Origin of the sequence: Microbacterium sp. ZW T6_19 (assembly GCF_044987465.1) — a bacterium.
Lineage (GTDB): Bacteria > Actinomycetota > Actinomycetes > Actinomycetales > Microbacteriaceae > Microbacterium > Microbacterium natoriense_A.
In genome coordinates this window covers 109,395-135,166 of sequence record NZ_JBJDRH010000002.1, presented here as the reverse complement: position 1 = coordinate 135,166, position 25,772 = coordinate 109,395, and the positions used below count along the sequence as shown (strand labels likewise).

The window sequence follows — 25,772 nt, the reverse complement described above, 5'->3', positions numbered from 1 at the left end:
CTAGCGCGGTGCGAGCAGGTCGAGGAAACGCTGGTGGAAGCGCGTCTCTCCCGTGATCTCGGGATGGAAGCTCAGACCGAGCAGATTCTCCTGCTCGACGGCCACCACGCGGCCGTCGGGCAGGGCTGCGAGCACGGATGCCGCAGGCCCCACGCTCTCGACGACGGGTCCGCGGATGAAGGCGGCCTTGACCGGCGCTCCCCCGAGCTCCGGTACGTCGAGCTCGGCTTCGAACGACTCCGCCTGTCTGCCGAACGCGTTGCGGCGCACGACGACGTCGAGCCCGCCGAACGACTCCTGCCCATCGATCGCGTCCGTGACGGTGTCGGCGAGCATGATGAGCCCGGCGCAGGTGCCGAAGACCGGCATCCCGTCGGCGATCGCCGCCCGGATGGGTTCCTGCATCCCGAAGATGCGGGACAGCTTGTCGATCACGCTCGACTCACCGCCCGGGATCACGAGGCCGTCGACGGCCGCGAGTTCCTCTGGGCGTCGGACGAGCACGACATCGGCACCCAACCCCACGAGCAGGGCGGCGTGCTCACGCACGTCGCCCTGCAGCGCGAGGACGCCGACCTTCGCGGACTTACCAGCCACGCTCGGCAAGACGGTGCGGTGCGGGGAGGTCGGAGACGTTGATGCCGACCATGGCTTCGCCGAGTCCGCGTGAGACCTCGGCGATGACCTTGGGGTCGTCGAAGAAGGTCGTCGCCTTGACGATCGCCTTGGCGCGCTCGGCCGGGTTGCCCGACTTGAAGATGCCGGAGCCGACGAACACGCCGTCGGCGCCCAGCTGCATCATCATGGCGGCATCCGCCGGCGTCGCGACGCCGCCGGCGACGAACAGCACGACGGGCAGCTTGCCGGTCTCGGCGATCTCTGCGACGAGCTCGTAGGGCGCCTGCAGCTCCTTGGCCGCGACGTACAGCTCATCCTTCGGCAGAGCCGTGAGGGCCGCGATCTCGCCGCGGATCTTGCGGATGTGCTTCATGGCCTCGGAGACGTCTCCCGTGCCGGCCTCGCCCTTCGAGCGGATCATCGCGGCGCCCTCGTTGATGCGACGCAGCGCCTCGCCGAGGTTGGTGGCGCCGCACACGAACGGCACGGTGAAGTCGTACTTGTCGATGTGGTTGACGTAGTCGGCGGGCGAGAGCACCTCGGACTCGTCGATGTAGTCGACGCCGAGCTCCTGCAGCACCTGCGCCTCGACGAAGTGGCCGATGCGCGCCTTCGCCATCACGGGGATCGACACCGACGCGATGATGCTGTCGATCATGTCGGGGTCGCTCATTCGCGAGACGCCACCCTGAGCGCGGATGTCGGCGGGAACCCGCTCGAGCGCCATGACAGCGACGGCGCCGGCGTCTTCGGCGATCTTCGCCTGCTCGGCGGTGACGACGTCCATGATGACGCCGCCCTTGAGCATCTCGGCGAGTCCGCGCTTGACGCGCGAGGATCCGGTGGTGGTCTGTTCGGTCATGGGGAGCTCCTCGGGTGCAACCAATCCAGGTTTTGATCTATGCCAAACAGTAGCACCGTCCGGAACAACCTAGAATCGACACGAGGGCACATGAGCGACGACATCACAGGCACCACCGCGGCGGAGATCGCCGACAGCGTGCGCGGCCTGCGCGACCGCGGCGCCCTCCCCCCGGGAACCGTGCTCCCTCCTGTGCGCGAACTCGCGGCGACCCTCGGCGTCAACCGCAACACCGCGGTCGCCGCCTACCGGCAGCTCGCCCAGGCCGGACTCGTCGTCTCCCGTGGCCGTGCGGGCACCGTCATCGCCGGCCACCACTCCGTGGCGCAAGAGGGCTACGCGGCGGACACCGTCTTGCGCGACGTCGCGACAGGCAACCCCGACCCCCGTCTCATCCCCGACCCGACTCCCGCGCTCGCCACCGTGACCGGTCGCCCCGTCCTGTACGGCGAACCCGTGATCGACGAGTCGCTCGACGCCTGGGCGCGCGAATGGATCGCTGCCGATCTCGGGGCCGACTTCCGCATCACGGTCACCAGCGGGGCCGTGGATGCGGTCGAGCGCCTCCTGGCTCAGGCCCTCATGCGCGACGACGCGGTGGCCCTCGAAGACCCCTGCTTCCTGGCCAGCATCCACACCGTCCGCCTCGGCGGCTATCGGGCTGTCCCCGTCCCCGTCGACGAGGAGGGGATGACGGTCGAAGGACTCCGCGCAGCGCTGGATGCCGGCGTCCGCGCCGTGATCTGCACGCCACGTGCCCAGAACCCGACCGGTGCGAGCATGACGGCGGCCCGAGCCGCGGCGCTGAGAGCCGTGCTCGCCGACCATCCCTACGTGCTGATCATCGAGGACGACCATTTCTCGATGCTGTCGCAGCGCCCGTACGAGTCGCTGATCGGGCCGGCGCATCGGCGGTTCGCACTGGTGCGCTCGGTGTCGAAGTTCCTCGGACCCGACATGTGCCTCGCGATCGCGGCTACCGACCCGGAGACGGCAGACCGGCTCGCCATGCGGCTCAGCCCGGGAACCACCTGGGTCAGCCACCTGCTGCAGCGGCTCGCCCTCGCACAGCTCACGGACGCCCGGGTCACCGCCGAAGTCTCCGCCGCCGCCGCCCACTACGCCGCACGCAACGAGGCGTTCTCCGCCCGGCTCCGCGCGCATGGCATCGATGCACCGGCATCCGACGGGCTGAGCCTGTGGATCCCGCTCCCCCTCCCCGCCCGCGTCGTCACCGAGCGCCTGATGCGCCGCGGATGGCTCGCGCGCACCGGTGACGAGTTCGCGCTCGGCGACCGCAACGAGCCGTCTCGGCACCTGCGCCTGACCGTGCACGACCTCTCGGACGACGACGCGGACATGCTCGTCGCAGACCTCGTCGCGGCACTGCGATGATCACACCCCGCGCGGACATCTGCCCGCGCCCTCACGAAGGGATCGAGGAATGAAGGTCCTCTCCATCCAGTCGGCCGTCGCATACGGCCACGTCGGCAACTCGGCCGCCGTCTTCCCGCTGCAGCGCATCGGCATCGAGGTGCTGCCCGTGTACACGGTCAACTTCTCGAACCACACCGGCTACGGCACCTGGCGCGGACCGCTGATCGATCCGTCCGACGTCGCCGAGGTCATCACGGGCATCGAGGAGCGCGGTGTGTTCGGTCAGATCGACGCGATCCTCAGCGGTTACCAGGGCGGCGAGGGAATCGGCGATGTGATCGTCGACGCGGTCGCCCGGGTGAAGGTCGCCAACCCCGAGGCGGTCTACGCCTGCGATCCGGTGATGGGCAACGCGAAGAGCGGATGCTTCGTCGCCCCCGCGATCCCGGTCCTGCTCCGCGACAAGGTCGTGCCGGTCGCCGACATCATCACGCCGAACCAGTTCGAGCTGGGATTCCTCACCGAGACGGAGCCCGACACGCTCGAGTCGACGCTCGCGTCGGTCGACCTCGCGATGGCGATGGGGCCGAAGACGGTGCTCGTGACCAGCGTCGAGCGCCCCGACCGCGAGGAGGGCACGATCGAGATGCTCGTCGCAGACGACGCCGGGGCCTGGATCGTGCAGACCCCGCGGCTGCCGATGAAGGCGAATGGATCGGGCGATGTCACGGCGGCACTGTTCACCGCTCACTATGTCGAGACGGGAAGCGCCAAGACCGCCCTCGAGCGCACCGCGTCCAGCGTGTTCGACCTGCTCTCCCTGACCCTCGAGTCGGGCGAGCGGGAGCTGCAGCTCATCGAGGCGCAGGAGTTCTACGCGAACCCGCGCCTGCAGTTCGAGGCGCGCCAGGTGCGCTGAACGCTGGTCGTTGAGCGAGGAGCGAAGCGACCAGACTGGCGCTCGCTCAACGACCGGTGATCGGCCACGCGTGGGCGACGGCCTCGCGGACCTCGCCGAGCAGCTGCGGCAGCGCCTTGGTCTTCGCGATGATCGGGAAGAAGTTGGCGTCCGACGTCCATCGCGGCACCACATGCTGGTGCAGGTGGGCATCGACGCCGGCGCCGGCGACCGCACCCTGGTTCATCCCGAGGTTGAAGCCGTCGCAGCGCGAGACCTCTCTGAGCACGCGCATGGCGGTCTGCGTGAGGGTGCCGATCTCGGCGACCTCCTCGGCCGTCGCCTGATCGTAGGTCGCGATGTGCCGATAGGGGCACACGAGCATGTGTCCCGAGTTGTACGGGAACAGGTTCAACAGCACGTACGCGGTCTCGCCTCGCGCGACGATCAGCCGCTCGGCGTCGGGGAACTTCGGCGCCTCGCAGAACGGGCACTCCTCGCGCAGCGGCTCGGGCCCCGCCTGGATGTACGCCATCCGGTGCGGGGTCCACAGCCGCTGGAACTCGTCGGGGACGCCGACCAGACGGCCGGCGTCCTCCAACTCCTCATGACCTGAGGTCACGCCAGGTCCCCTGCTTTCAGCACCAGCGCGTGCGAGGCGATCGCCGCGGCGATCCGGCGCACGGCATCCGCCACCGGCACGCCGTTCTCCTGCGTTCCGTCACGGAAGCGGAACGACACCGTGCCTGCCGCACGATCCTGCTCACCGACGATGAGGATCACAGGGACCTTCGCCGTGGTGTGGTTGCGGATCTTCTTCTGCATGCGGTCGTCCGAGTGATCGACGTCTGCGCGCACACCTGCCGCGCGGAGCTGGCCGATCACATCGTCGAGGTACTCGCCGTACTGCTCTGCCACCGGCACGCCGACGACCTGGCTCGGAGCCAGCCACAGTGGGAAGTCGCCCGCGTAGTGCTCGAGCAGGATCGCGAAGAAGCGCTCGACGGAGCCGAGCAGCGCGCGGTGGATCATCACCGGACGATGCTTCTGCCCGTCGGGACCCGTGTACTCCAGCTCGAAGCGATCCGGCTGGTTGAAGTCCAACTGGATCGTCGACATCTGCCAGGTGCGTCCGATCGCATCGCGCGCCTGCACCGAGATCTTCGGACCGTAGAAGGCCGCTCCGCCCGGGTCGGCGACGAGTTCGAGCCCGGATTCGACCGCGACCTCGCGCAGCGTCTCGATCGCTGTCGTCCACTGCTCGGGCTCGCCGAGGAACTTCGGGTTGCCCTCCTCGTTCGTCGACAGCTCGAGGTAGAAGTCGTTGAGACCGTAGTCGCGGAGGAGATCCAGGACGAGGTTCAGGTTGGTGGTGAGTTCCTCCTTCACCTGATCCTGAGCCACGTAGATGTGCGCGTCATCCTGCGTCAGTCCGCGCACGCGGGTCAGGCCCGAGAGCGTGCCGCTCTTCTCGTAGCGGTAGACGGTGCCGAACTCCGCGAGACGCAGGGGCAGCTCGCGGTAGGAACGACCTCGCGACCGGAAGATCAGGTTGTGGAACGGGCAGTTCATGGGCTTCAGGTAGTAGTCCTGGCCCTGACGGGTGACGTTCCCCTCGTCGTCGACGATCTCGTCGAGGTGCATCGGCGGGAACATGCCGTCGGCGTAGGTCTGCAGGTGTCCCGACGTCATGAAGAGGTCCTTCTTCGTGATGTGCGGGGAGTTCACCAGGTCGTATCCGTTGCGCAGCAGGTGCTTGCGCAGATTCTCCTCGATCTCGTAGCGGATGATGCCGCCCTTGGGGTGGAACACCGCGAGACCGGAGCCGATCTCGTCGGGGAAGGAGAACAAGTCCATCTCGGCGCCGAGCTTGCGGTGGTCGCGGCGCTCCGCCTCCGCGATGCGCTCCTGGTATGCGCGCAGCTCGTCCTTGGACGGCCACGCCGTGCCGTAGATGCGCTGCAGCTGCGGGTTCTTCTCACTGCCGCGCCAGTACGCCGCGGCAATGCGGGTGAGGTCCCAGCCGTTGCCGATCATGCGCGTGTTCGGCAGGTGCGGGCCGCGGCAGAGATCCTTCCAGACGACCTCGCCGTCGCGCGTGGTGTTGTCATAGATCGTGAGCTCGCCCTCGCCGACCTCGACCGAGGCGCCCTCTGCGGCATCCGCGTTCGCGCCCTTGAGTCCGACGAGCTCGAGCTTGAACGGCTCGTCCACGAGCTCGGCGCGTGCTTCGTCGTCGGTCACGACACGGCGCACGAAGCGCTGTCCCTCGCGGACGATCCGCTGCATCTCCTTGGTGATCGCCTTGAGATCCTCGGGCGTGAACGGCTGCTCGACGCCGAAGTCGTAGTAGAAGCCGTCGGTGATGGGCGGGCCGATCCCGAGGTTCGCTTGCGGGTTGATCCGCTGCACCGCCTGCGCGAGCACGTGCGCAGTGGAGTGGCGCAGGATGCCGAGCCCCTCGGGGCTGTCGATCGTGACCGGCTCCACCTCGTCGGCATCGGTCACGGTGGCGGCGAGGTCCTTGAGGACGCCGTTGACGCGCATCGCGACGACGGATCGGTCAGAGAACAGGGCGAAGCCGTCTTTCGGCTGGGCATTTTCAGGCACTGAGCACTCCATCTCGGGGTCCTCACCAGGTTACTCGCCTGACGAGCACCGGCCTCACGCGCACCGGCCTCACGCGCGCCACGACGCCGGCAGGTCCACGCCGGCACATTCACGCCGTCGCCGCGATGAAGTCGCGTGAGGCGTCGACGATGCGGCGCACGCAGAGAGCTGCGGCGTAGGCGTACGCGTGGGCGTGGGGCGCCTCGTCCGTCTGCGCGCTGCGGCGCCCCAGTTGGGCGAGTGCGTCGTCCAGCTTCCCCACCGCTGACCTGAGCCGTTCCTGAGCTCGAGGATCCGCGGCAGGCGACTCCGCCAGGTCGGCGCTGGCCCTGACGGCCGAGGCGAGTTCGCTGCGGGTCTGCTCGTCGGCGAAGAGGTGCTCGGCGGAGCCGCGCGCCAGCAAGTCGGCGAGCTCGGTGGCCGCTCTCGTCGAACGTTCGAGCGCGGCCATGCGTCGCGCGTTCAACCGACGCTCGTCAGCACGCCGACGGCTTCTCGGGTTCGCCCTGCTGCTCTCCTCCGCGAGCAGGACCTCATCCGACACGTCGTTCAGCATGCCGCCGAGCCTCGAGCCCGCGTCGGAGAGCCATCCGGGATCGATCGTTCCCCGATCGAGCGCGTCCGCGACGTCGCGCAGATCCGCACAGACGGCATCGCGGAGCGCCGTCAGCCGTTCCGACGCGCGGCGGAGGTACAGCGGCGGGACGACGAGGACGTTCGTCAGCACGCCGACGAGCACGCCGAAGGCCATGGTGAGCAGATAGGACAGTGAGAACGCCTCGGCGTGCGGCCCGCCGAGAAGCAGCACGAACAGCGCCGCGATCGCCACCCAGTCGCCTCCGGCGCCCAGCGCGCGGATGCCGCTGATGACGATCCCGGCTCCGATGACGAGGGCGACGGCGATCACCGCCGGCAACCCGACGAAGACGAGGCCGAGGGTCCCGAGGCCCAGAGCGATGCCGATGCCGAGTCCGGCCAGCGACTGTGCACCCGCACGCGCGGAACCGGCCACCGTCGGGTACATGCTCACCAGCACCCCGAGCGGTGCGTAGTACGAGTACTCGGCGTCGGCGTAAGGCACGTACGGCGCGAGGAGCCAGGCGAGGGATGCCGCACCCGCGGCCTTGGCGGCGAGGATCAGCCGCTCGCCGCGAAGCGCTTCACGCATCGGACTCGGGTGACGGGCCGCTACGGCAGGTCCTCGACGTCGATCGTGTCGTCGCCGTCATGCTCACCGTCGTCACTGTCGGCGCCACCGGACGTCGCATCCGCACGCTCTGCGTCGACGGGATCGTCGCTCTCCTGCCGAGGCACGAGGTCCTCGGGGATCATCGGACGCTCGTCGTCGGGAATCGCACGGGGGTCTGACATGTCCGCCTCCTCTGCAGCACGGTCGTGTCGTCCAGGCTGGAGTGGCGGCGGCGTGTGCGCGAGGGGGTTGACAGCGTCGTTTCAGGCCGCGGCATCTGCCTGGGACGCCGGTGCGAAGATGACGATCGCGGCTCCGACGAGCGCGACGGCCGACCCCACCCAGTCCCACGTCGTGGGTTTGAAACCGTCGACGATGATGCCCCATGCGAGCGATCCCGCGATGAAGATCCCGCCGTACGAGGCGAGCACACGACCGAAGTGGGCGTCGGGCTGCAGGGCGGCGATGAATCCGTAGGCTCCCAGTGCCATCACCCCGAGGACCGCGAACAGCCACCCCCGGTTCTCCTTCACGGCCTGCCAGACCAGCCATGCACCACCGATCTCCGCGACGGCAGCGAGGAGGAAGAGGATGCTGATTCGCAGAACGGTCATGCGATCAGTGTTCCAGGTGACCCCGACCTCCGCCGATGCCCCGCGGGGTCAACCGTGGCGAGTAGGCCGCTCGAAGTCGATACGGTGAATGCGGGTGCACCCGCCCCGCACGTTCACCACGGAATGGCTCGTATGCGCTTCACGCTTCCCCGCCTCGCGATCGCGATGAGCGGAGTCCTCCTTCTCGCTTGCGCACCGTTCACGACGCTCGTGCAGACGGCATCCGCGTTTGAGCCATCTGCGCTTTCCGCAGTGACGGGATCGCCGATCACTGAGGTGTCTCTCGAGCCGTATTTCCCCGGGGAGGCATCGTGGCCGTCGACCGCCTATCCGACGTGGGCGCTGCGCGTCGAACTGACCGAGCCCGCCCCGGTGCCCGGCGGGACCGTGCACCTCGATCTGTCCCCGAATCTCACCGCAGCGGCCGCAGCGGGAGCACTGCACGATGACGACGGTGTGGAGCTCGCGACGTACGCCGTCTCGCCCGACGGCCACGGGATCACGATCACGTACTCGACCGCCGCCGCTTCCTTCGTCGATCTCCGGGCGACTCTCGGCGTCTTCGTGAGCGCCGATTCGGTCGGACCGGGGAAGACGCTGGTCGACGCCGAAGCGACGTCGTCCGGCGTCTCGTTCCCGCTCAGCGCCTCGTATTCGGCCATCCCCTGGAACTCCTCGGGGACTGTCGGCACGTGGTCGCCGAGCCCGTCCGGTTCTCTGCGTTTCCTCGCGCGCTCCGTCGTGCCTGCTATACCCGACTTCCACGCCGACGGCGGTCAATGGATCGGCGTGGGCGGCGTCGACACCTGGAACGGCACCCTTGAACCGGTCACGGGCGCCACTCGGATCTTCGGCGTCGAGGAGCTTCCGTCGTCGCTCGCCGGATTCACCGATCAGTCCGCCGCATGGCGACCCGGCGTCGAGTACACCCTGGATGAGCAGGAGTCCCACGACGGCGGACGGGTGTTCGGCATCACAGTCCCGGATCCGCCGGACGGGTACATCGTCGTGGAGCAGGCCTACGACCTCGTCTCCACAGGAGCTGCGTTCTTCGAGGCGTCGAACCCTGCTCTCCCGCCCCCTGCACGCGAGGTCTTCGGCGCGGGAACCCGGATCGTGACCGGTCCCCTCTCTGGGCACGAGAACGGCGGCGACGGCGTCGGGGGCCCGTCGACTCTCGCCTTCTTCGCCAGTTCCGGCGGCGCCATGTCGGCGACCAGGCTCATCCCGGCTCTCTCTGCGAGCCGAACCATCACGCCAGACCTGGCGACAGATGGCGAGGCGAGTGGGCTCGTGACCGTCACCGTGACCAACACCGGCAACGCGGTACTCGACGTACGCGCCGCCGATGTGCTCTCTAACTCGCATGCTGATGTGGAGCTGTCACACGCTGCGGCCGACGCCGGATCGGCCACGACGATCCCGAGCGGGGTGGAGTGGAAGGGCGCGGTCTTGCCCGGCGCCACGGTGACCTTCACCTACGTCTACGGCGCGACGTCCACCGGGCCGCCCCCAGGGTCGATCACCTGGCACGGGACCGTGCTGGGCACCGTACCCAGAAACGCGGAGATCACGGTCGAAGCGGAGATCGCGGACGCCGAGATCGCCATAGCCCCGCGACCGATGACCACCGTCACCGCGACTCCCCCGGGCACGGTCGTGAGAGGAGCTCTCGCGACCACGGGTGCGGACGTCCCGACCGCTGCGATCGGCACCGCGGGAGTCCTGCTCTTCGTCGGAGTCGGAGCCGTGCTCCTCGGCGCGCGCAAGCGGTCGAAGCGGTGAACAGTGCGGTGGTCAGCCGCGCATGACCTCCTCGAATCGGTCGTGACGTCCCCTGCACGGGTATCAGGCAGCTGATCCGTCGCCAGGCGTGAGGAGACCGGACTCGTAGGCGAGGATGACGAGCTGGGCTCGATCACGAGCATCGCTCTTCGTCATGATCCGGTTCACATGGGTCTTCGCGGTGTGAGGCGAGATCGTCAGCACATCGGCGATCTCCTGAATCGTCCGTCCCCCGGCGACGAGCAGGAGAACCTCGCGCTCGCGCACGGTGAGGGCCGCCAGGCGCTCCTGTCCCCACGTCGCCGGAGGTACGTCGCTCCTGTGCAGCGATCGCTCGATGAGGGCGCGCGTGGCCGTGGATGAAAGCAGCGCCTCACCCCGATGGATGGTGCGGACCGCACGCACGATGTCCTCCGGTTCGGCGCCTTTCCCGATGAAGCCGCTCGCCCCCGCACGGAGCGCCGCCACGACGTACTCGTCCTCTTCGAAGGTCGTGAGGATCAGCACCCGAGTGTGCGCCCCGTCGTGGCTCGCGCAGATCTCCGCCGTGGCGGCGATGCCGTCGAGATCCGGCATCCGGATGTCCATCAGCACGACATCCGGAGCATCGCGCTCGACCGCGCGGACCGCTTCCCTGCCGGTTGCGGCCTCGCCGACGACCCGGATGCCGCTGTCGCCGAGAATGTCGCGGACGGCCTGTCTGATGAGCGGCTGGTCGTCGGCGACGACAACGGAGATCATGCCGCCCCTGCCACGGGAAGTCGCACCGTGAGCAGGAACCCGTCATCCGCGCGCTCCGCGCGCACATCGCCCCGCACGGCGGCCACCCGCTCCCTGAGACCCAGCAGTCCATGCCCGCCTGCGGTGGAGGCGCCACGGTGTCCCAGACCATTGCGGATCTCGAGGTGGAGTGCGCCGTCTCGACGTTTCAGCCGCACGACGACCGCTGCGCCGTCGCCGTGCTTGTGGGCGTTCGTCAAGCCCTCTCGCAGTGCGAGATAGGCGACGTGGTCGCTCGCAGGTGAGACGAGCGCTCCGCCGGACTCGTCGTGCAGTTCTACAGGCATCCCGGCATCAGCGAACTGCGCGATCAGATCGGCTGTTCCCGCGAGACCCGTCTGCGGATGCAGATCGCTGGCATCGCCGCGGTCATCCGACCGCAGGAGAGCCATCAGTCCGCCGATGTCGGCGAGCACGGTGCGCGAAGCACTCCGAATCGTCGCCAGCGCCTCTCGGGCGCGCTCCGGTCGAGCGTCGAGAGCCGAGCTCGCCACCCCGGCGCTCAAGCTGATCACAGAAATCTGATGAGCCACCACGTCGTGCAGATCGCGTGCGATGCGCACACGCTCCTCGGCCACACGGCGCCGAGCCTCGTCGTCACGTCCGCGTTCGGCACGCTCCGCGCGCTCCGTCATCGCCTGCGCGAACTCGCGTCGGGAACGGGTCGCATCGCCCAGCGCGCCCGCCAGGGCGATGACGAAGACGAACTGGAGGGTGCGCGCATCGAAGAAGTCACCGCCCAGCGGAGCGGCGCTGGAGAGGAAGACCGCACCCGCCGCGGTCGACACCGCGATGACGCCCGCTATCCGGCCGCGCAGATCGGCGACCGCGAAGGCGCTGACGGCCACGGCGATGAGCGAACTCGGCGATACCTGGCCCGTGAACGAGAGGATGATGGCGCATGTCAGGCTCAGCGCGAGGACGGTCAGGGGCCAGCCGCGCCGGAAGAGTATCGCGATGGCCGGAAGCAGGGCGACCGGCAGCAGCGGAGCGGCGGTGCGGAACACCGCTTCCGGGTACGGCAGCACGACGAACAAGACGATGACCCCGACCGTGATCAGATCGGTCACGCGCCCGACGGGTCCGGAGCGGAGGCGAGGCGGCATCCCTCCAGTATTCCCCGGTCGACAGCACGGCGATTCCACCTGCAGGATGACTTTCCCGTACCACGAACGCGGTACACCGATGTCCACCGGAGGGCGATGCGACATCCCCGCAGCCAGCGCACGCTGGAACGATGGTGCGCAGTTCGTGTGCCGGGACAGGTCTGAGATGAAGAAGTCTGAAATGAAGAAATCTGCGAAGAAGAAGGCGCTCGTCGCCGTGGCTGCTGTCATGGCCGTGGTCGCTGTGGGTCTCACGACCACCACGATCGTGAATGTCGTGGCGACCGGGATCGAGAAGGAGCGGATCGACGGTTACGGACAGCTGATCTCGGTGAACGGCCAGGAGATGAACGTCGTCATCACCGGGGATGGGCCGCAGGACGTCGTGCTCCTGCCCGGATTCGGGACTGCCTCACCCGCCCTCGACTTCGCTCCGCTCGTCGCCGAACTCAGCGAGGATCATCGGGTCATCGTCGTCGAGCCCTTCGGCTACGGGCTCAGCGACGGCACCGATCGGGAGCGCACGACCGAGAACATCGTCACCGAGGTGCATGCCGCGCTCGCACAACTCGACATCGATCGCTATGCGCTGATGGGACATTCCATCGCCGGGCTGTATGCGATCGAGTTCGCTGAGCGCTTCCCCGACGAGGTCTCCGCATTCGTCGGGATCGATTCGAGCGTGCCCGGCCAGCCCCACATGGATACGCAGTTCCCGACCGGACTTCTCGGCGCCGCGAAGAATCTGGGCCTGGTGCGCCTCGCCGCCGCTTTCGGAGGAGCCGAGTACGACGAGTCCGTGTTCTCTCACGAGTCACAGGTCCAGATGGCGCTCCTCGCGAATCGGAACTCCCTCGCACCCACTTACCTGAACGAGATGGCGCACATCCGCATCAACTTCTCCCGCGCGCTTGGCACGGAGTTCCCCGAAGACCTGCCGCTGCTGCTCTTCGTCCGCGAAGACGACGAGGCGAGCCCAGACTGGTTGGCGTTGCACGATCGTCAGGCCGCAGCCGTGGCCGACGGCACCGTGGTCCCTCTCGTCGGCGGTCACTATCTGCACCACACGCAGTCACCGCGCATCGCGGAAGAGCTCCGTAGATGGGAATCAGCGCGGATGCCGGACGCAAGCTGAGTCTCGGGCTGTCGGAAACCGCCCGATCGCCGAATGCCGCCCCGCATGCGATCAGGCGGTCCTCCGCGCCCGTCATAGCTGACCCAAACGCCGCTTGCCCGCACCGGTCGGCACCGTTGTGAAACGGAAAAACCCCCGGGGAAACCGGGGGTTTTCTCTGTGCGCGATACTGGGATCGAACCAGTGACCTCTTCCGTGTCAGGGAAGCGCGCTACCGCTGCGCCAATCGCGCCCAAGTGGGCTATTCAGTTTATGCGAGGTGGCGACGGGATTCGAACCCGTGTAAACGGCTTTGCAGGCCGGTGCCTAGCCGCTCGGCCACGCCACCGTGTGGATTGACCCCACGTGCTGAAGGCCCTCCGAAGAGAGCCCCTGCACTTGAGCGGATGACGAGACTCGAACTCGCGACCCCAACCTTGGCAAGGTTGTGCGCTACCAACTGCGCTACATCCGCGTTGTTCCCGGGTTATCGCCCCGAGCACTTGATAAACATTAGCCGACGTTCGGCCGTTGTCAAAACCAGAACCGAATCTCGCGCGTGTCTCGGTTTCTGGTCATCTGAGCCTCTGAGCGTCGGGTAGTATCGGTTGACGTACCCGCAAGGTATGGGCGATTGGCGCAGTTGGTAGCGCGCTTCCTTCACACGGAAGAGGTCATCGGTTCGAGTCCGGTATCGCCCACCATCACGCCCCCGGTCCTTCCGGGGGCGTTCCTGCATCCACGCTGCGATTTCTTCGGGATCTGCACCGACATCTCGGGTTCTCAAGGCACGTGGTCGAGTGGCTCAGCGGTCTGATCCGAGGCCCGCTCTCCCCCGCGGCCACTGCTCGGCGTCCTCCGCGAGCTCGACTTCTCGAGCCAAGAGCTGCACTGCCCTCTCGGCCGCCGATCCGGGTTCGGGCGTGAACAGCAGCACGCGATGCATCGGTTCATCGGGCGGGCTCAGCACCTCGAACGCGAGTTCGAAATCCCCCACATCCGGATGTTGGAAGTACTTGGCGCCCGACACGCAGGCGGTGACGGGATGCCTTGCCCAGAGCCGACCGAACTCCGGACTCTTCAGGCACAGCTCACCGACGAGCGCGGTCATCTCGATGTCGTCGGGGTCTTTCGCGGCCAGGACGCGCAACGACGAGACGGCCCGTTCGGCCTCTTCGTCCCAGCGCCCGTAGAGCTCGCGCGTGTGGTCGTCCAGGAACATCATGCGAGTGGTGTTAGGGCGAGTCTCGGGATGCGCCGGGCTGTCGACGTCGAGATGTCCCGCGACGAGCCGATGGCCGAGAGCGTTCCATCCGAGCACTTCACTGCGTCTGCCGATGATCACCGCGGGCGTGTTCGGCAGGGAGTTGATCAGTCTCAGCGTGCCGGGGCGTGCGCGATCGGGCTTCGTCGGAGGCCTGCGCCGCGGAGCCGACCGCGCCCGAGCCAGGTCGAACAGGTGGATGCGCTCATCCGCCGTGAGGTTCAGCGCTCGGGCGATGGACTGGATGACCGACTCCGAGGCGTTGACGCTCTGCCCCTGCTCGAGGCGTGTGTAGTACGTGGTGCTCACGCCCGCGAGCATCGCGATCTCCTCGCGCCTCAACCCTGGCACGCGTCGGATGCCGTAACCCACGACACCGACATCTTCCGGCTGCAGAGCCGCACGGCGCAATCGGAGGAACTCGCCGAGCTCGCTTGCGTGTGTCATCACCTCATTATCTGCTCTCCTCGAACACAGTGCCTGTCCCTGCCAGTGCTAGGCACGAGCGGGCGTGGTTGACAGTCTCCAGTGCCGAGATCCTGTCGAACAGGTCCACTTCAGGAAGGCACGTCATGACCACGAACAACTCCCTCACCGCGGACATCGATTCCCCGGAGCACCCGCCCGGGATGACGGGCAAGCAGCGGATCGCGCTCGTCGTGCTGCTCACAGCGAGTTTCACGCTCGCGGTCGACTTCTCCGTGCTCAACGTCGCCCTGCCCGCCATCGGCGCCGACCTCGGGTTCACCATCGAGAATCTGCAGTGGATCGCCACCTCGTTCGCGCTCTGCGCCGCCGGGTTCACCCTGCTCATGGGCCGCATCGCTGATCTGGCGGGGCGCCGTCGGATGTTCCTGATCGGAATGGTCCTCCTCGGCGCCGGATCTCTCCTCGGTGGTCTCGCCACGACCGCCGAGCTCCTGCTCGCCGCCAGGGTCGCTCAAGGATTCGCCACGGCGATCGTCATTCCGGCAGCGCTGTCCCTGCTCCTGGGAACCTTCGCCGAGGGGCGGACCCGAGACAGGGCCCTGGGACTGAACGGTTCCCTCATGGCCGCCGGTTTCACCACCGGGGCGATTCTCGGAGGATTCCTCACCGACCTCCTCTCCTGGCGCTGGGCGTTCCTCATCAACGTGCCCATCGCCGTCGCGGTGCTGGTCGTCGCTCCCGTGGTCTTGCAGGAGAGCCGCAGGACCAGGCGGACCGCGCTCGACATCCCGGGCGCGATCACCGTGACTCTCGGGCTGCTCGCCCTGGTGTTCGGGCTCACTTCCGCGGCGGAGTCATCGTGGACGGGATCGATCACCCTCATCTCCCTGGCCCTCGCCGTCCTCCTTCTCGGCTCGTTCGTGCTCATCGAACGCAGATCGCCCTTCCCCCTGGTGCCGCTGCCGATCGTCGTCCGACCGAACGTCGCATGGGGCAACGTGGCCGGGGTCCTCGCCTTCGCGACGGAGACCTCGCTCGTCTTCCTGCTCACGATCTATCTGCAGAAGGTGCTCGGGTACACCCCACTCGCCGCGGGGCTCTCGTTCGCGGCTCTGGGCATCGGGACGGTGATCGGCGGTCTCGTCGGCCCCCGGATCATCGCGCGTTTCGGCAGCAAGGCGGCGATCGTGGGCGGCTTCGTCATCCAGGGCTTCGCGACGATGCCGCTCGCGCTGTTGTCGGATGCCGCGGCATCCGCCTGGCTGCTGCTCGGCGTCACCTTCATCGGCGGCGTGGCGAACCTCGTCGTGATCGTCGGATTCATGGTCACCGCCACGTCGGGACTCCGAGCTCAGGACCAAGGTCTGGGCACAGGACTGGCCACCATGAGCCAGCAGGTGGGAATCGTACTCGGCACACCCGTCATGAGCGCCGTGTTGGCCGTCGTGGTCCTGCGCAGCGACGCCGCGTCGTCGGACGCGGTGCTCTCCGGAGTCACCACAGCGATCTGGGTGAACGGCGGGATCTGTCTCGCCGCAGCCGCCGCCATCTGGGTCTTCCTACGTCCGCAGGAGAATTGAGGCGGACCGGGCTCGGTGGGATGAGGCAGGCAGACGCGACAGCGGCGTGTGCGCCTAGCCCGGCACAGTCTTCATCGGTCGACCCGGCTCAACCACCTGCCGAGCTCTGCGGCGAGTGCCGCCGGCGCATCGAGTTGAATGAGGTGTCCCGCTTCCTCGATCAGCACGACCGACGCGTGGGGGATCAGTTCGCCGAGACGCTGCGCCCGGTCACTCGGGATCCAGGAATCCTCCGTGCCCCAGATGATGTGCACCGGTTCATCGATGTCGCCGTAGTGCGGCTCGACTTCCTCGGTGAAGCGCTCGTCGGCTTCGGCGATCTGCCGGTAGAAAGCTGCCTGACCGGTCGCGTCGAGCCATGGTTCGGCGAGCACGCTCAGATCGTCGGGGCGCAGCCCGCGATGACTCGCACCGCCGATGTAGGCCTCGAGCGCACCACGATGCACGTTCGGAGGCAGCTGTTCGAATACGGCGACGTTCTCTTTGACCAGCCTGAAGAACGGAGATCCCCATGGCGAGAGCGCGACCACGTCGACGAGGCACAGCGACTGATACTCCGCTCCATGATGCAGCCGCGCACGCAGAGCCACCGCCCCTCCGAAGTCATGTGCGACCACATGCGGACGTTCGAGGCCCCAGTGCTCGAGCAGATCGGCGAACAGTTCGCCCTGCACACCGAGGTCGACCGGATGAGAAGCGTCCTTGGAGGAGGCGCCGTAACCCGGCATGTCCCAGAGGTAGACCGTGAACTGACCCGCGAGAGTGGCAGCGATCGGCGCCCACAGCTGTGACGACCAGGGCGTTCCGTGAAGAAAGACGACGGCTGGCCCAGACCCGCCACGATCCCACCGGACCGTCCGGCCACGCCACCGGAACTCTCGCGTCAACGACTCGAACACTGTTCACTCGCTCCCGGGCGCTGCTTTGAGAGCCTGGCGGGGCAGCGCAGTGATCTCCCCCGCAGACAGCCGAGCGCTTCGGTCGACAAAAGCCATGCCTTCAGATTAGGCGGGCCGCGAGCCCTCGGCTCCGATCGCAGCGCGGTCCGCAGAACCTCCCCTGGTTAGACTTCGGCCATGACAGACGACGTTCGCAACGTGGACGAAGCCCTCTCGACGATCTCCGAGCCCTGGCAGCCTCACCGACTCGTCAGCATCAACGACTACGACGTCAAGGTGGTGAAGCTGCGGGGCGAGTTCGTCTGGCACACCCACCCGGACACCGATGAACTGTTCATGGTGATGAGCGGGCGGCTGACGATTCAGCTTCGCGACCGGGATGTCGTGTTGAATCCGCACGACGTGTTCGTCGTGCCGCGCGGCGTCGAGCACTGCCCCAAGGCAGACGGAGAGGTCGAGGCGGTCCTGTTCGAGCCCCAGGGCACGGTCAACACGGGCGACGCAGGCGGCGACCGGACGTCCGAGCTGCGAGAGATCGGGTAGCCGCCGACCGCACCCTGCGACGACGCCTTCTCCACCGTCGGCTCGCGTGGGGTGTCGGAGGCCCTGCATAGTGTGCACCTGGTGAACGAGCGTCTTCCCGGACCGTGCAACCTCTGCGGCCAGCCGCACGGCACCCGCGTCGAGGATGCCTGGGTGTGCTCGGCCTGCGGCTGGCGGTACGGCGACGCCCCTGACTTCGAACTCCCGCGGCCGGTCATCGAGGTCGTGTACTACCTGCGCTACGACCGCCGCGTGAAGATCGGGACGAGTCGTCGCCCACGGCAGCGCCTGGCCAGCATCCGCCATGACGAGCTGCTCGCCTTCGAACGCGGCGGACGCGGCATCGAACAGCAGCGCCACCGCGAGTTCGCCGCCCTGCGTGAAGGAGGCGAATGGTTCACGCTCGCAGACGATCTGCGAGCCCACACAGCCGGCCTCCGCGCGCAGGGTGACCCCTGGCTTCTCTACGCGAGGTGGCTCAGCGACGCTCTGCGCGGTTGACCGCCGAGCGAGTGCATAGTCGGGCATGAACGCGAGGTCGTAGGGTGAAACCCGTGACTCATCGGCCCACGACCTCGAGATCGATCGCGATCGCACGGGTCGCGCTCGGTACCGCGGTGATCGGCATCCTGCTCTACACCTACACGATCGGGATTCCCGCGCAGGGCGCGAGTCCCCTCGACTACTTCGGCTACTTCACGAATCTCACGAGTCTGCTGACGGGCGTCCTGCTGATCACCACAGGCGCTCAGGCCCTCGGCAACCGAGAGACACCTACCGCGATGCACGCGGCCCGTGGCATCGCAGTGGCCTGCATGATCATCGTGGCCGCCATCTACAACCTCGTGGTCCCTGGAACGGGTTCCGCGCCCGTGTGGGTCAGCGCCACCCTCCACCTCGTTCTCCCGGTCCTGCTGGTGCTCGACTGGGCCCTCATCGCCGACAGGCCGCCCCTCCCCTGGCGGTGGATCTGGCTCATGCTCCCCTATCCGCTGCTGTGGCTGACCGTGACACTGCTGCGCGGCGCGACCGACGGCTGGGTTCCCTACGGATTCCTGTTGCCGGATCGAGGTCCCGCGCAGCTGTCCATGACGGTCCTCGCACTGCTCGTCGCCCTTCTGCTCGCTGCAGTTCTCACCTGGACCCTCAGCCGCCTCCCGGCGAGGCGCTGAGGCTGACGCCTCGGACCCTCGCGGCTGGGTCCCAGCCGCGACTGCTACGGTGAGCGCGTCGGTATCTTGCCGACGTCAGGGAAGACTTCTTGTCGACCAACGGGCCCGCATCGGCCATTTCGTTCTCCGTCGCCTCCTCTGGGTGATCCTAGGAGCACACCATGCCCGTTCACACTCCCCTCGGCTCTCTCGAGCCGTCCATCCTTCCGGCCGGCTCCACCGCCGTCGTCTACTGCGAGGGCCAGTTCGGTGAGCAGGACGGAAAGACCGCCAACGGCCTGGTCAGGCATTCCGAGAAGTACGAGATCCTCAGCGTCATCGACAGCACCTGCGCATTCCAGGACGCGGGTGAGTTCCTCGACGGATCGCCCAACGGCATCCCGATCCTCGCGAACCTGGCCCAGGCCGTCGTCCACGCCGGTCGCGTGCCCGACTACCTGATCTGCGGCGTCGCACCCGCCGACGGGCTTCTCTCCGCGGAACAGCGCGTGGTGCTCCTCGACGGCATCGCCCGGGGCATGCACATCATCAACGGCCTGCACGAGTTCCTCGGCGACGATGTCGAGTTCGTCGCCGCGAGCCTGGCCGCGGGCGTCACGATCACCGATGTGCGCCGGCCGAAGGACACGAAGGATCTGCACCTGTTCACAGGCCGGATCTTCGACGTCGCCTGCCCACGGATCGCCGTGCTCGGCACCGATGGCGCCATCGGCAAGCGCACGACCGCGACCCTTCTCGTCCAGGCGCTCAACGACCACGGCATCCGCGCCGTGCTCGTCGGCACGGGACAGACGACGATCATTCAGGGCGGGCGCTACGGCGTAGCGCTCGACGCCCTCGTTCCGCAGTTCTGCTCGGGCGAGGTCGAGCACCAGGTCGTAGCGGCGTTCGAGGGCGAAGACCCCGACGTGATCGTCGTGGAGGGGCAGGGCGCGCTCAGCCATCCTGCCTACCTGACGTCCGCGCACATACTCCGGGGCAGCCGTCCCGAAGCCGTGATCGTCCAGCATGCGCCGGGCCGCCGGGTCCTCGGCGACTTCCCGATGATGCCGATGCCCTCTGTCGCGAGCGAAGTGGCTCTCATCGAAGCATTCGCCGATACGCGCGTGATCGGCATCACCGTCAACCACGAGAACCTCACGGACGAACAGCTCTCGGCTGCGATCGACGAGATCGAACTCGACCTCGGGGTGCCCGCGACCGACCCGCTCACGCGTCCGAAGAGTCAGCTCGTCGAGATGGTTCTGCAGGCCTTCCCGTCTCTCAGCCCGCGGCTGACCAGCCGTATCGTCGGCTGAGCGCCTGGGCGACGCGGCCGTAGCGCGGCCGATCGAGAACGGCTGCCTCACGGCGCAGTCCTTGCTCGTGCACGCTGTAGAGCTGTTCGATGTCGACCCACGATTCGCGTCCCTGCGAGTCCCAGGCGCCACTGCCGATCGAGAGGAAGTCTCTGTCGCCGTCGTGCGCCCTGCTGGTCATCCGCACCGCGTAGACACGTTCTGCGGACTGACGCCCGATCACCAGAACCGGGCGATCCTTGCCTCGGCCGTCGTTCTCCTCGTAGGGCACCCAGGTCCAGATGACCTCGCCGGCATCGGGCGCGCCATCGCGATCGGGCGCGTAGGCGATTCGGAGATCGCGGATGCCGTCGGGATCGATGCTCATGGTCGCGGTTCCCGCGGCGCGGCCGGGATCGACGACGGCATCCGTCGTCGTCTCCTTCCGCAGATGCGCCCGCGGCCGCTGGGGATTCGATTCCTGCGTGCGCCCTGGTCGGACGACGGCGAGCAGGATGTCGAGGAGTGCCGACACGATGCCGTTCGATTTAGCCACTCGCTCACCCTAGCCGCCGCACGCAGAAGCGCCCCGGACCCTCGCGGTGTCCGGGGCGCTTGCGGTCAGGTCACTCGACGAGGGCGTATCCCTCTTCGCCGTGCACGACCTGGTCGACGCCGGCGATCTCGTCTTCGTTCGTGATGCGGAACCCGATCGTCTTCTCGATCGCGAAGCCGATGACGAAGGCTACGACGAAGGAGTAGACCAGGACGCCGATCGCGGCGATCGCCTGCACGGCCAACTGACGGAAGTCACCGCCGACGAACAGGCCGGTGCCGGTCGCGAACAGGCCCAGGTACAGCGTTCCGAAGAGGCCGCCGACGAGGTGGATGCCGACGACGTCCAGCGAGTCGTCGAACCCGAGGCGGAACTTCAGCTCGACCGCGAGAGCGCAGATGATGCCGGCGAGTGCACCGAGCAGCAGGGACCAACCGGGCGTCAGGTTGGCGCACGCCGGGGTGATCGCGACGAGACCCGCGACCGCACCAGAAGCCGCGCCGACCGAGGTGGCCTTGCCGTCCTTGATGCGCTCGACGAGGATCCAGCCGAGGATGGCCGCGGCGGTGGCGCCCAGCGTGTTCAGGCCGATCAGCCCGACGCCGCCCATGTCCTCCGCGAGCCACTCGGCGCCGGCGTTGAAGCCGAACCAGCCGAACCACAGCAGGGCCGCGCCGAGAAGCGTGAGCGGCACGTTGTGCGGCTTCAGGATGCCCTTCTGGAAACCGATGCGCTTGCCGAGGACGATCGCGAGAGCGAGCGCCGCAGCGCCGGCGTTGATGTGCACGGCGGTGCCACCGGCATAGTCGATGACGCTGATGCCGGCGTCCTCACCGAACAGCGCCGGACCGAGGTTCATGATCCAGCCGCCGCCCCAGACCCAGGCAGCGACCGGGAAGTAGCCGACCGTGGCGAACACGCCGGCGAAGATCAGCCAGGATCCGAACTTCGCACGATCGGCGATCGCGCCGGAGATCAGGGCGACGGTGATGATCGCGAAGGTCGCACCGTATGCCACTCCGAGCAGCGCGACGTTCGAACCGTCACCAGCCGCGAGACTCGACAGGCCGAAGTCGGCGAACGGATTGCCGGCGAACTGGGTGGGGCTCTCCACCGCGCTCATCGAGAAGCCGAAGAGGATCCAGAGGACCGCGACAAGGCCGATCGAGCCGAAGCTCATCATCATCATGCTGATGACGCTCTTGGCCTTGACGAGCCCTCCGTAGAAGAAGGCGACGCCCGGGGTCATCAGCAGCACAAGGGCTGTGGCTGTGATCGCCCAGGAGATGTTGCCGGGTGCATCCATGTGTAAACCTCACATTCGGGAACTGTGAGCTTCAGTGTGGCGATGCCCGATTTCCGGAAAGCGTGAAGTTTGTTGCGTCGAGGTTACAGCGGGCCCTGCCATGTGAACATCGCGTTACACGGGCCGCACATTCAGCGTTCTGCGTGCGTGAGCGCGTTCAGACGCGAGATCGCGCGCAGGTATTTCTTGCGGTATCCGCCCCCGAGCATCTCCTCGGCGAAGACCTGATCGAGGCTGACTCCGGTGGCGACGATCGGGATCTGCGCGTCGTACACGCGGTCGACGAAGGCGACGAAGCGCAGCGCCTCCGATTGGTCGGTCAGCACGCTCACATCGCGCAGCCCGACCAGTTCGATGCCCGAGATGACTCGGAGGTAGCGCGAGGGGTGCACGCGGGCGAGATGCGCGATCACCGCGGAGAAGGAGTCGTCGGATGCCGTGCCCTGAGCCGCGACCGCGTCGATCGTGCGCGCGTACTCCTCCGCGGACGACACCACCGCGTGTCCGTCGAGCGCCCGCTGACGGAAGTCGACGCCGTCGATGCGCAGCGTCTGGAAGCTGTCGGACATGGCGTGGATCTCGCGGAGGAAGTCCTGGGCGGCGAAACGCCCCTCGCCGAGCGCGTTCGGGGGCGTATTCGACGTCGCAGCGAGCTTGGTGCCGGTGGGCACGAGCTCGCCGAGCAGACGGGTCATCACCATCGTGTCGCCAGGATCGTCGAGCTCGAACTCGTCGATGCAGAGCAGGTCCGCCCCCTTGAGCAGATCGACCGTGTTCTTGTACCCGAGCGCGCCCACGAGCGCGGTGTACTCGATGAACGAGCCGAAGTACTTCCTCCGGGCAGGCATGGCGTGATAGATCGACGCGAGCAGATGCGTCTTGCCGACGCCGAACCCTCCGTCGAGGTACACCCCGGGCTTGACGTCGGGCTCCTTCTTCGCCCTGCTGAAGAGCCCCCCGCGCTTGACCGGCGCACCGCGACCGGCGAAGCGGATCAGGGTCTCCTTCGCCTCCTCCTGCGAGGGGTGAGCGGCGTCCGCGCGGTAGCTGTCGAAGGTGGCGCCGTCGAACTGGGGCGGAGGCACGAGGCTCGCCAGCATCTCGGGACCCGTGACGGTCGGCTGGCGCTCGGTCAGGTGCACGACGCGGGGGCTGCTCGCGGTGTCAGTCATCGGATTTCCTGTGTCGAAGTCTTACGAATCCGGTGCCGGGGGTGCAGCGGGGATCTATCGCCGAAGGGACGGCTCAACACTACGCCGTCATCGCCTGCGTCATCACGCGCGCTCACCGTCTGAGGAGATCCCTGTGGCCATCGAGTTCGATTCGTCTTCCGCCAAGTTCGCCGAGTACGCCGAACCCGGTCGGCTCGTCACCACCGACTGGCTCGCCGCCCACCTCGACGCGCCTGGCCTCGTCGTGGTGGAGTCCGATGAAGACGTGCTTCTCTACGAGACCGGCCACATCCCCGGCGCCGTGAAGGTCGACTGGCACACCGAGCTCAACGACCCCGTCGTGCGGGATTATGTCGATGGCGAGGGCTTCGCTGCGCTCCTCGGCAGGAAGGGCATCTCACGCGACGACACCGTCGTGATCTACGGCGACAAGAACAACTGGTGGGCGGCGTACGCGCTGTGGGTGTTCTCGCTGTTCGGCCACGAGGACGTGCGTCTGCTCGATGGCGGTCGCGATCGCTGGATCGCGGAGGGCCGCGAGATCACCCGAGAGACCACGAATCGCCCCCCGACGGAGTATCCCGTCGTCGAACGCGACGATTCCGTCATCCGCGCGTACAAGGACGACGTGCTCGCACACCTGGGCAATCCGCTCATCGACGTCCGTTCTCCCGAGGAGTACAGCGGTGAGCGCACGACGGCCCCCGCATACCCCGAAGAGGGCGCGCTGCGCGCCGGCCACATTCCGACGGCGCAGTCGGTGCCGTGGGGCAAGGCCGTCGCAGAGGACGGCGGATTCAAGCCGCGTACCGAACTCGAGGCGATCTACCGCGAAGGCGCCGGCCTCGCAGACGGCGATCAGGTCGTCGCGTACTGTCGCATCGGCGAACGTTCGAGCCACACGTGGTTCGTGCTGAAGCACCTGCTGGGCTTCCAGAACGTCCGCAACTACGACGGTTCGTGGACCGAATGGGGCAGCGCCGTGCGGGTGCCGATCGTCACGGGCACGGAGCCCGGTTCGCTCTGACCGTGTGAGAATGACAGGGATGAGCACCTCGCACGTTCCCGATTCTCTCGCCGAGATCCGCGACGCCTTCCTGGAGACCCCGGAGGCCGATCGTCTGCTGCTCCTGCTGGAGTTCGCCGACGAGCTGCCTCCTGTCTCCGACGAGGTCGCGGCGCACCCGGAGATGTACGAGCGCGTGGCCGAATGCCAGTCGCCGGTCTACATCCACCTGGAGATCGAGAACGGCATCGTCACGATGCACGCGACGGCGCCGGCTGAGGCGCCCACGACGCGCGGCTTCGCCAGCATCCTCGTGCAGGGCATCGCGGGCCTCACACCCGACGAGGTCCTCGCGATCCCCTCCGACTACCCGCAGACGATCGGTTTGACCAAGGCCGTATCTCCCCTGCGCATCGGCGGGATGACCGGGATGCTGATGCGCGCCAAGAATCAGGTCACGCAGAAGCGCTGAATCCCTGCTCGGCGAGCCAGCCGTCGATCGCGGCGGTCCACCCGTTCTGGTCGTAGTTCCAGATCTTGGTGTGCCGCGCGACGGTGAAGTGCGGCATCGTGACGAGGTCGGGACGCGCCTGCTGCAGGGCGTGTGAGGCGTCGGACGGCACGAAGCCGTCGTCGTCGCTGTGCAGGATGAGCATCGGCGCGGAGAGCTCCTCCGCGCGTGCCACCATGTCGAGCCGATCGAAGGAGATCGCGTCGTCCGCGCCGCTCAGCTTCGCCATCAGCGGGACTTCGAGCGCCCCCATGGCGAGAGCAGGCAGCGGCGCGCGCAGACCGGTCTCCCGCGCCTGGAAACGCAGGACCGTGCGCCAGTCGACGACCGGCGACTCCAGGATGAGGCCGACGATCCGGTCGCGGTTCGCGGAGTTGACTGCGGTCTGCAGCGAGATCGCACCGCCCATCGACCATCCCATCAGGATGATGTTCTCCGCCCCGTGACGCAGCGCGTAGGAGATCGCGGCATCGATGTCGCGCCACTCGGCCGACCCCAGGGCGTAGGCGCCCGCTCTGCTGCGCGGAGCCTCGCCGTCGTTGCGGTACGACACCACGAGATTGGGAAGCCCGGCGGCGTGGAGCACGGGAACGGCTCTCAAGCACTCGGCGCGCATCGTGCCCCGTCCGTGCACCTGGATCACCCACGTCGAGGAAGCGCCGGGAAAGTACCACGCGGGGCACGGCCCGGCCGGCGAGCCGATCAGCACGTTCTCCCACGGCACATGCAGCTCACTCGGAGTCGAGTAGTACCAGCCGCTGAACAACGCCCCGCGGTCGACCTTTGCGCCGGGCTCTATCTGCGTGAGGAGCTTGCGCCGCACCGTCGTCGCGTCGGCGCTCAGCACCGCGCCCAGCTTCACGTAGCCATAGGTCCCCGTCGTGAACAGCCCGTAGCGTCCGGGAAGCTCCGTGTCGAGGGTGCGCTGCAACTCGATCGTCTGAGCTCCGGTGTCGACCGAGCGGATGACCACATCGGGCACGCGCTTGCCGACGCTCACCACCCTGCGAGCCGTGCCGAACACGAGCAGAGCGGCGACGGCCGCCCCGAAGGCCAGCAGCGCGGGGACAAGGAGCGCAACGGCGTGCCTGAGACTCTTCATCG

Annotated in this window: 26 protein-coding genes and 4 tRNA genes; 12 read left to right on the top strand and 18 right to left on the bottom strand. The window is 67.6% G+C overall.

The genetic code is table 11. The annotated features are described in order from the left end of the window. Together pdxT and pdxS are read right to left on the bottom strand one after the other, a co-directional pair. On the bottom strand, nucleotides 1-597 hold the full coding sequence (gene pdxT, locus ACI3KT_RS03080) for a pyridoxal 5'-phosphate synthase glutaminase subunit PdxT (RefSeq protein ID WP_404902520.1): 597 nt from the start codon (nucleotides 595-597) through the stop codon (nucleotides 1-3). Then, nucleotides 587-1,480 carry a pyridoxal 5'-phosphate synthase lyase subunit PdxS gene (gene pdxS / locus ACI3KT_RS03075; protein ID WP_307297017.1) on the bottom strand — a complete coding sequence of 298 codons (894 nt, stop codon included), beginning with the start codon at nucleotides 1,478-1,480 and terminating at the stop codon, nucleotides 587-589. The genes pdxT and pdxS overlap by 11 nt, the downstream gene beginning before the upstream one ends. Nucleotides 1,481-1,570: 90 nt before the next feature. Between pdxS and ACI3KT_RS03070 the strand changes: the two genes are divergently transcribed. Together ACI3KT_RS03070 and pdxY are read left to right on the top strand one after the other, a co-directional pair. Next, nucleotides 1,571-2,875, top strand: coding sequence for an aminotransferase class I/II-fold pyridoxal phosphate-dependent enzyme (locus ACI3KT_RS03070; RefSeq protein WP_292909110.1), 1,305 nt, complete (start codon nucleotides 1,571-1,573; stop codon nucleotides 2,873-2,875). A 49-nt stretch (nucleotides 2,876-2,924) separates the two neighbouring features. Continuing rightward, the gene (pdxY, locus tag ACI3KT_RS03065; RefSeq protein WP_404902518.1) at nucleotides 2,925-3,776 is read left to right on the top strand and encodes a pyridoxal kinase PdxY; all 852 of its coding nucleotides are present in this window, start codon (nucleotides 2,925-2,927) and stop codon (nucleotides 3,774-3,776) included. 46 nt (nucleotides 3,777-3,822) lie between these two features. Here pdxY and ACI3KT_RS03060 read toward each other — a convergent pair whose 3' ends face one another. From ACI3KT_RS03060 to ACI3KT_RS03040, 5 genes are all read right to left on the bottom strand, one after another. After that, entirely contained in the window at nucleotides 3,823-4,377 is a 555-nt protein-coding gene (locus tag ACI3KT_RS03060) for an HIT domain-containing protein (protein WP_292909106.1), read from the bottom strand. Further along, complete coding sequence (thrS, locus tag ACI3KT_RS03055) at nucleotides 4,374-6,377, bottom strand: threonine--tRNA ligase (protein ID WP_404902516.1); 2,004 nt, start codon at nucleotides 6,375-6,377, stop codon at nucleotides 4,374-4,376. Before thrS ends, ACI3KT_RS03060 begins: the two co-directional genes overlap by 4 nt. A gap of 97 nt (nucleotides 6,378-6,474) precedes the next feature. Beyond that, nucleotides 6,475-7,533 carry an FUSC family protein gene (locus ACI3KT_RS03050; protein WP_404902514.1) on the bottom strand — a complete coding sequence of 353 codons (1,059 nt, stop codon included), beginning with the start codon at nucleotides 7,531-7,533 and terminating at the stop codon, nucleotides 6,475-6,477. A 20-nt stretch (nucleotides 7,534-7,553) separates the two neighbouring features. Beyond that, nucleotides 7,554-7,736, bottom strand: a complete 183-nt coding sequence (locus ACI3KT_RS03045; protein WP_404902512.1) for a hypothetical protein — start codon at nucleotides 7,734-7,736, stop codon at nucleotides 7,554-7,556. Nucleotides 7,737-7,817: 81 nt separating this feature from the next. Beyond that, on the bottom strand, nucleotides 7,818-8,168 hold the full coding sequence (locus ACI3KT_RS03040; RefSeq protein WP_292909098.1) for a YnfA family protein: 351 nt from the start codon (nucleotides 8,166-8,168) through the stop codon (nucleotides 7,818-7,820). A gap of 132 nt (nucleotides 8,169-8,300) precedes the next feature. Here ACI3KT_RS03040 and ACI3KT_RS03035 point away from each other — a divergent pair, with 132 nt between their 5' ends. After that, nucleotides 8,301-9,953 (top strand): hypothetical protein, encoded by a 1,653-nt coding sequence (locus ACI3KT_RS03035; protein ID WP_404902511.1) that lies wholly within the window; start codon nucleotides 8,301-8,303, stop codon nucleotides 9,951-9,953. A gap of 63 nt (nucleotides 9,954-10,016) precedes the next feature. Here the strand turns inward: ACI3KT_RS03035 and ACI3KT_RS03030 are convergent, their stop codons facing one another. Together ACI3KT_RS03030 and ACI3KT_RS03025 are read right to left on the bottom strand one after the other, a co-directional pair. Continuing rightward, nucleotides 10,017-10,694 (bottom strand): response regulator, encoded by a 678-nt coding sequence (locus ACI3KT_RS03030; RefSeq protein WP_404902509.1) that lies wholly within the window; start codon nucleotides 10,692-10,694, stop codon nucleotides 10,017-10,019. Next, nucleotides 10,691-11,839, bottom strand: a complete 1,149-nt coding sequence (locus ACI3KT_RS03025) for a sensor histidine kinase (RefSeq protein WP_404902507.1) — start codon at nucleotides 11,837-11,839, stop codon at nucleotides 10,691-10,693. The genes ACI3KT_RS03030 and ACI3KT_RS03025 overlap by 4 nt, the downstream gene beginning before the upstream one ends. A gap of 181 nt (nucleotides 11,840-12,020) precedes the next feature. On the opposite strand from ACI3KT_RS03025, the gene ACI3KT_RS03020 reads away from it, so the two are divergent. After that, on the top strand, nucleotides 12,021-12,974 hold the full coding sequence (locus ACI3KT_RS03020; RefSeq protein WP_404902505.1) for an alpha/beta fold hydrolase: 954 nt from the start codon (nucleotides 12,021-12,023) through the stop codon (nucleotides 12,972-12,974). 160 nt (nucleotides 12,975-13,134) lie between these two features. On the opposite strand, the gene ACI3KT_RS03015 is transcribed toward ACI3KT_RS03020, so the two are convergent. The 3 genes from ACI3KT_RS03015 to ACI3KT_RS03005 form a co-directional block, all read right to left on the bottom strand. Further along, nucleotides 13,135-13,206: transfer RNA gene (locus tag ACI3KT_RS03015), tRNA-Val, on the bottom strand. 25 nt (nucleotides 13,207-13,231) lie between these two features. Further along, a tRNA-Cys gene (locus ACI3KT_RS03010) sits at nucleotides 13,232-13,302 on the bottom strand. Nucleotides 13,303-13,355: 53 nt separating this feature from the next. After that, a tRNA-Gly gene (locus tag ACI3KT_RS03005) sits at nucleotides 13,356-13,428 on the bottom strand. Between the two features lie 153 nt (nucleotides 13,429-13,581). Here ACI3KT_RS03005 and ACI3KT_RS03000 point away from each other — a divergent pair. Beyond that, nucleotides 13,582-13,657: transfer RNA gene (locus ACI3KT_RS03000), tRNA-Val, on the top strand. A 101-nt stretch (nucleotides 13,658-13,758) separates the two neighbouring features. Here the strand turns inward: ACI3KT_RS03000 and ACI3KT_RS02995 are convergent. Further along, nucleotides 13,759-14,664 carry a helix-turn-helix domain-containing protein gene (locus ACI3KT_RS02995; RefSeq protein WP_404902496.1) on the bottom strand — a complete coding sequence of 302 codons (906 nt, stop codon included), beginning with the start codon at nucleotides 14,662-14,664 and terminating at the stop codon, nucleotides 13,759-13,761. A gap of 125 nt (nucleotides 14,665-14,789) precedes the next feature. Between ACI3KT_RS02995 and ACI3KT_RS02990 the strand changes: the two genes are divergently transcribed. Next, complete coding sequence (locus tag ACI3KT_RS02990; protein WP_404902493.1) at nucleotides 14,790-16,226, top strand: MFS transporter; 1,437 nt, start codon at nucleotides 14,790-14,792, stop codon at nucleotides 16,224-16,226. Nucleotides 16,227-16,297: 71 nt separating this feature from the next. Here ACI3KT_RS02990 and ACI3KT_RS02985 read toward each other — a convergent pair whose 3' ends face one another. After that, the gene (locus ACI3KT_RS02985) at nucleotides 16,298-17,113 is read right to left on the bottom strand and encodes an alpha/beta fold hydrolase (RefSeq protein WP_404902867.1); all 816 of its coding nucleotides are present in this window, start codon (nucleotides 17,111-17,113) and stop codon (nucleotides 16,298-16,300) included. Between the two features lie 189 nt (nucleotides 17,114-17,302). Here ACI3KT_RS02985 and ACI3KT_RS02980 point away from each other — a divergent pair, with 189 nt between their 5' ends. The 4 genes from ACI3KT_RS02980 (at nucleotide 17,303) to ACI3KT_RS02965 (ending at nucleotide 20,138) form a co-directional block, all read left to right on the top strand. Continuing rightward, nucleotides 17,303-17,668, top strand: a complete 366-nt coding sequence (locus ACI3KT_RS02980; RefSeq protein ID WP_404902491.1) for a cupin domain-containing protein — start codon at nucleotides 17,303-17,305, stop codon at nucleotides 17,666-17,668. Between the two features lie 81 nt (nucleotides 17,669-17,749). Continuing rightward, nucleotides 17,750-18,169 (top strand): GIY-YIG nuclease family protein, encoded by a 420-nt coding sequence (locus tag ACI3KT_RS02975; RefSeq protein ID WP_404902488.1) that lies wholly within the window; start codon nucleotides 17,750-17,752, stop codon nucleotides 18,167-18,169. Nucleotides 18,170-18,222: 53 nt separating this feature from the next. Then, the gene (locus tag ACI3KT_RS02970; RefSeq protein ID WP_404902485.1) at nucleotides 18,223-18,840 is read left to right on the top strand and encodes a Pr6Pr family membrane protein; all 618 of its coding nucleotides are present in this window, start codon (nucleotides 18,223-18,225) and stop codon (nucleotides 18,838-18,840) included. Nucleotides 18,841-19,001: 161 nt separating this feature from the next. Continuing rightward, on the top strand, nucleotides 19,002-20,138 hold the full coding sequence (locus tag ACI3KT_RS02965) for a DUF1611 domain-containing protein (protein ID WP_307297045.1): 1,137 nt from the start codon (nucleotides 19,002-19,004) through the stop codon (nucleotides 20,136-20,138). Here ACI3KT_RS02965 and ACI3KT_RS02960 read toward each other — a convergent pair. The 3 genes from ACI3KT_RS02960 to zapE all read right to left on the bottom strand — a co-directional run bounded on the left by ACI3KT_RS02960 (nucleotide 20,104) and on the right by zapE (nucleotide 23,151). Further along, nucleotides 20,104-20,673: a type II toxin-antitoxin system PemK/MazF family toxin gene (locus ACI3KT_RS02960; protein WP_404902482.1), complete on the bottom strand. Its 570-nt coding sequence runs from the start codon at nucleotides 20,671-20,673 to the stop codon at nucleotides 20,104-20,106. The genes ACI3KT_RS02965 and ACI3KT_RS02960 overlap by 35 nt on opposite strands. Nucleotides 20,674-20,743: 70 nt before the next feature. Next, nucleotides 20,744-21,979 carry an ammonium transporter gene (locus ACI3KT_RS02955; protein ID WP_292909072.1) on the bottom strand — a complete coding sequence of 412 codons (1,236 nt, stop codon included), beginning with the start codon at nucleotides 21,977-21,979 and terminating at the stop codon, nucleotides 20,744-20,746. 131 nt (nucleotides 21,980-22,110) lie between these two features. Further along, on the bottom strand, nucleotides 22,111-23,151 hold the full coding sequence (gene zapE / locus ACI3KT_RS02950) for a cell division protein ZapE (protein WP_292909070.1): 1,041 nt from the start codon (nucleotides 23,149-23,151) through the stop codon (nucleotides 22,111-22,113). Between the two features lie 133 nt (nucleotides 23,152-23,284). Between zapE and ACI3KT_RS02945 the strand changes: the two genes are divergently transcribed. Together ACI3KT_RS02945 and ACI3KT_RS02940 are read left to right on the top strand one after the other, a co-directional pair. Next, nucleotides 23,285-24,178, top strand: a complete 894-nt coding sequence (locus tag ACI3KT_RS02945) for a sulfurtransferase (RefSeq protein WP_292909068.1) — start codon at nucleotides 23,285-23,287, stop codon at nucleotides 24,176-24,178. 19 nt (nucleotides 24,179-24,197) lie between these two features. Then, nucleotides 24,198-24,629: a SufE family protein gene (locus ACI3KT_RS02940; RefSeq protein ID WP_404902479.1), complete on the top strand. Its 432-nt coding sequence runs from the start codon at nucleotides 24,198-24,200 to the stop codon at nucleotides 24,627-24,629. On the opposite strand, the gene ACI3KT_RS02935 is transcribed toward ACI3KT_RS02940, so the two are convergent. After that, complete coding sequence (locus ACI3KT_RS02935) at nucleotides 24,613-25,770, bottom strand: alpha/beta hydrolase (RefSeq protein WP_404902477.1); 1,158 nt, start codon at nucleotides 25,768-25,770, stop codon at nucleotides 24,613-24,615. The genes ACI3KT_RS02940 and ACI3KT_RS02935 overlap by 17 nt on opposite strands. Nucleotides 25,771-25,772: the final 2 nt, after the last annotated feature.

Coding starts and splice junctions, on each gene's coding strand:
- pdxS (WP_307297017.1), bottom strand. CDS start 1,480: ATGACCGAACAGACCACCACCGGATCCTCGCGCGTCAAGCGCGGACTC.
- ACI3KT_RS03070 (WP_292909110.1), top strand. CDS start 1,571: ATGAGCGACGACATCACAGGCACCACCGCGGCGGAGATCGCCGACAGC.
- pdxY (WP_404902518.1), top strand. CDS start 2,925: ATGAAGGTCCTCTCCATCCAGTCGGCCGTCGCATACGGCCACGTCGGC.
- thrS (WP_404902516.1), bottom strand. CDS start 6,377: ATGGAGTGCTCAGTGCCTGAAAATGCCCAGCCGAAAGACGGCTTCGCC.
- ACI3KT_RS03050 (WP_404902514.1), bottom strand. CDS start 7,533: ATGCGTGAAGCGCTTCGCGGCGAGCGGCTGATCCTCGCCGCCAAGGCC.
- ACI3KT_RS03045 (WP_404902512.1), bottom strand. CDS start 7,736: ATGTCAGACCCCCGTGCGATTCCCGACGACGAGCGTCCGATGATCCCC.
- ACI3KT_RS03040 (WP_292909098.1), bottom strand. CDS start 8,168: ATGACCGTTCTGCGAATCAGCATCCTCTTCCTCCTCGCTGCCGTCGCG.
- ACI3KT_RS03035 (WP_404902511.1), top strand. CDS start 8,301: ATGCGCTTCACGCTTCCCCGCCTCGCGATCGCGATGAGCGGAGTCCTC.
- ACI3KT_RS03030 (WP_404902509.1), bottom strand. CDS start 10,694: ATGATCTCCGTTGTCGTCGCCGACGACCAGCCGCTCATCAGACAGGCC.
- ACI3KT_RS03025 (WP_404902507.1), bottom strand. CDS start 11,839: ATGCCGCCTCGCCTCCGCTCCGGACCCGTCGGGCGCGTGACCGATCTG.
- ACI3KT_RS03020 (WP_404902505.1), top strand. CDS start 12,021: ATGAAGAAATCTGCGAAGAAGAAGGCGCTCGTCGCCGTGGCTGCTGTC.
- ACI3KT_RS02995 (WP_404902496.1), bottom strand. CDS start 14,664: ATGACACACGCAAGCGAGCTCGGCGAGTTCCTCCGATTGCGCCGTGCG.
- ACI3KT_RS02990 (WP_404902493.1), top strand. CDS start 14,790: ATGACCACGAACAACTCCCTCACCGCGGACATCGATTCCCCGGAGCAC.
- ACI3KT_RS02980 (WP_404902491.1), top strand. CDS start 17,303: ATGACAGACGACGTTCGCAACGTGGACGAAGCCCTCTCGACGATCTCC.
- ACI3KT_RS02965 (WP_307297045.1), top strand. CDS start 19,002: ATGCCCGTTCACACTCCCCTCGGCTCTCTCGAGCCGTCCATCCTTCCG.
- ACI3KT_RS02955 (WP_292909072.1), bottom strand. CDS start 21,979: ATGGATGCACCCGGCAACATCTCCTGGGCGATCACAGCCACAGCCCTT.
- zapE (WP_292909070.1), bottom strand. CDS start 23,151: ATGACTGACACCGCGAGCAGCCCCCGCGTCGTGCACCTGACCGAGCGC.
- ACI3KT_RS02940 (WP_404902479.1), top strand. CDS start 24,198: ATGAGCACCTCGCACGTTCCCGATTCTCTCGCCGAGATCCGCGACGCC.
- ACI3KT_RS02935 (WP_404902477.1), bottom strand. CDS start 25,770: ATGAAGAGTCTCAGGCACGCCGTTGCGCTCCTTGTCCCCGCGCTGCTG.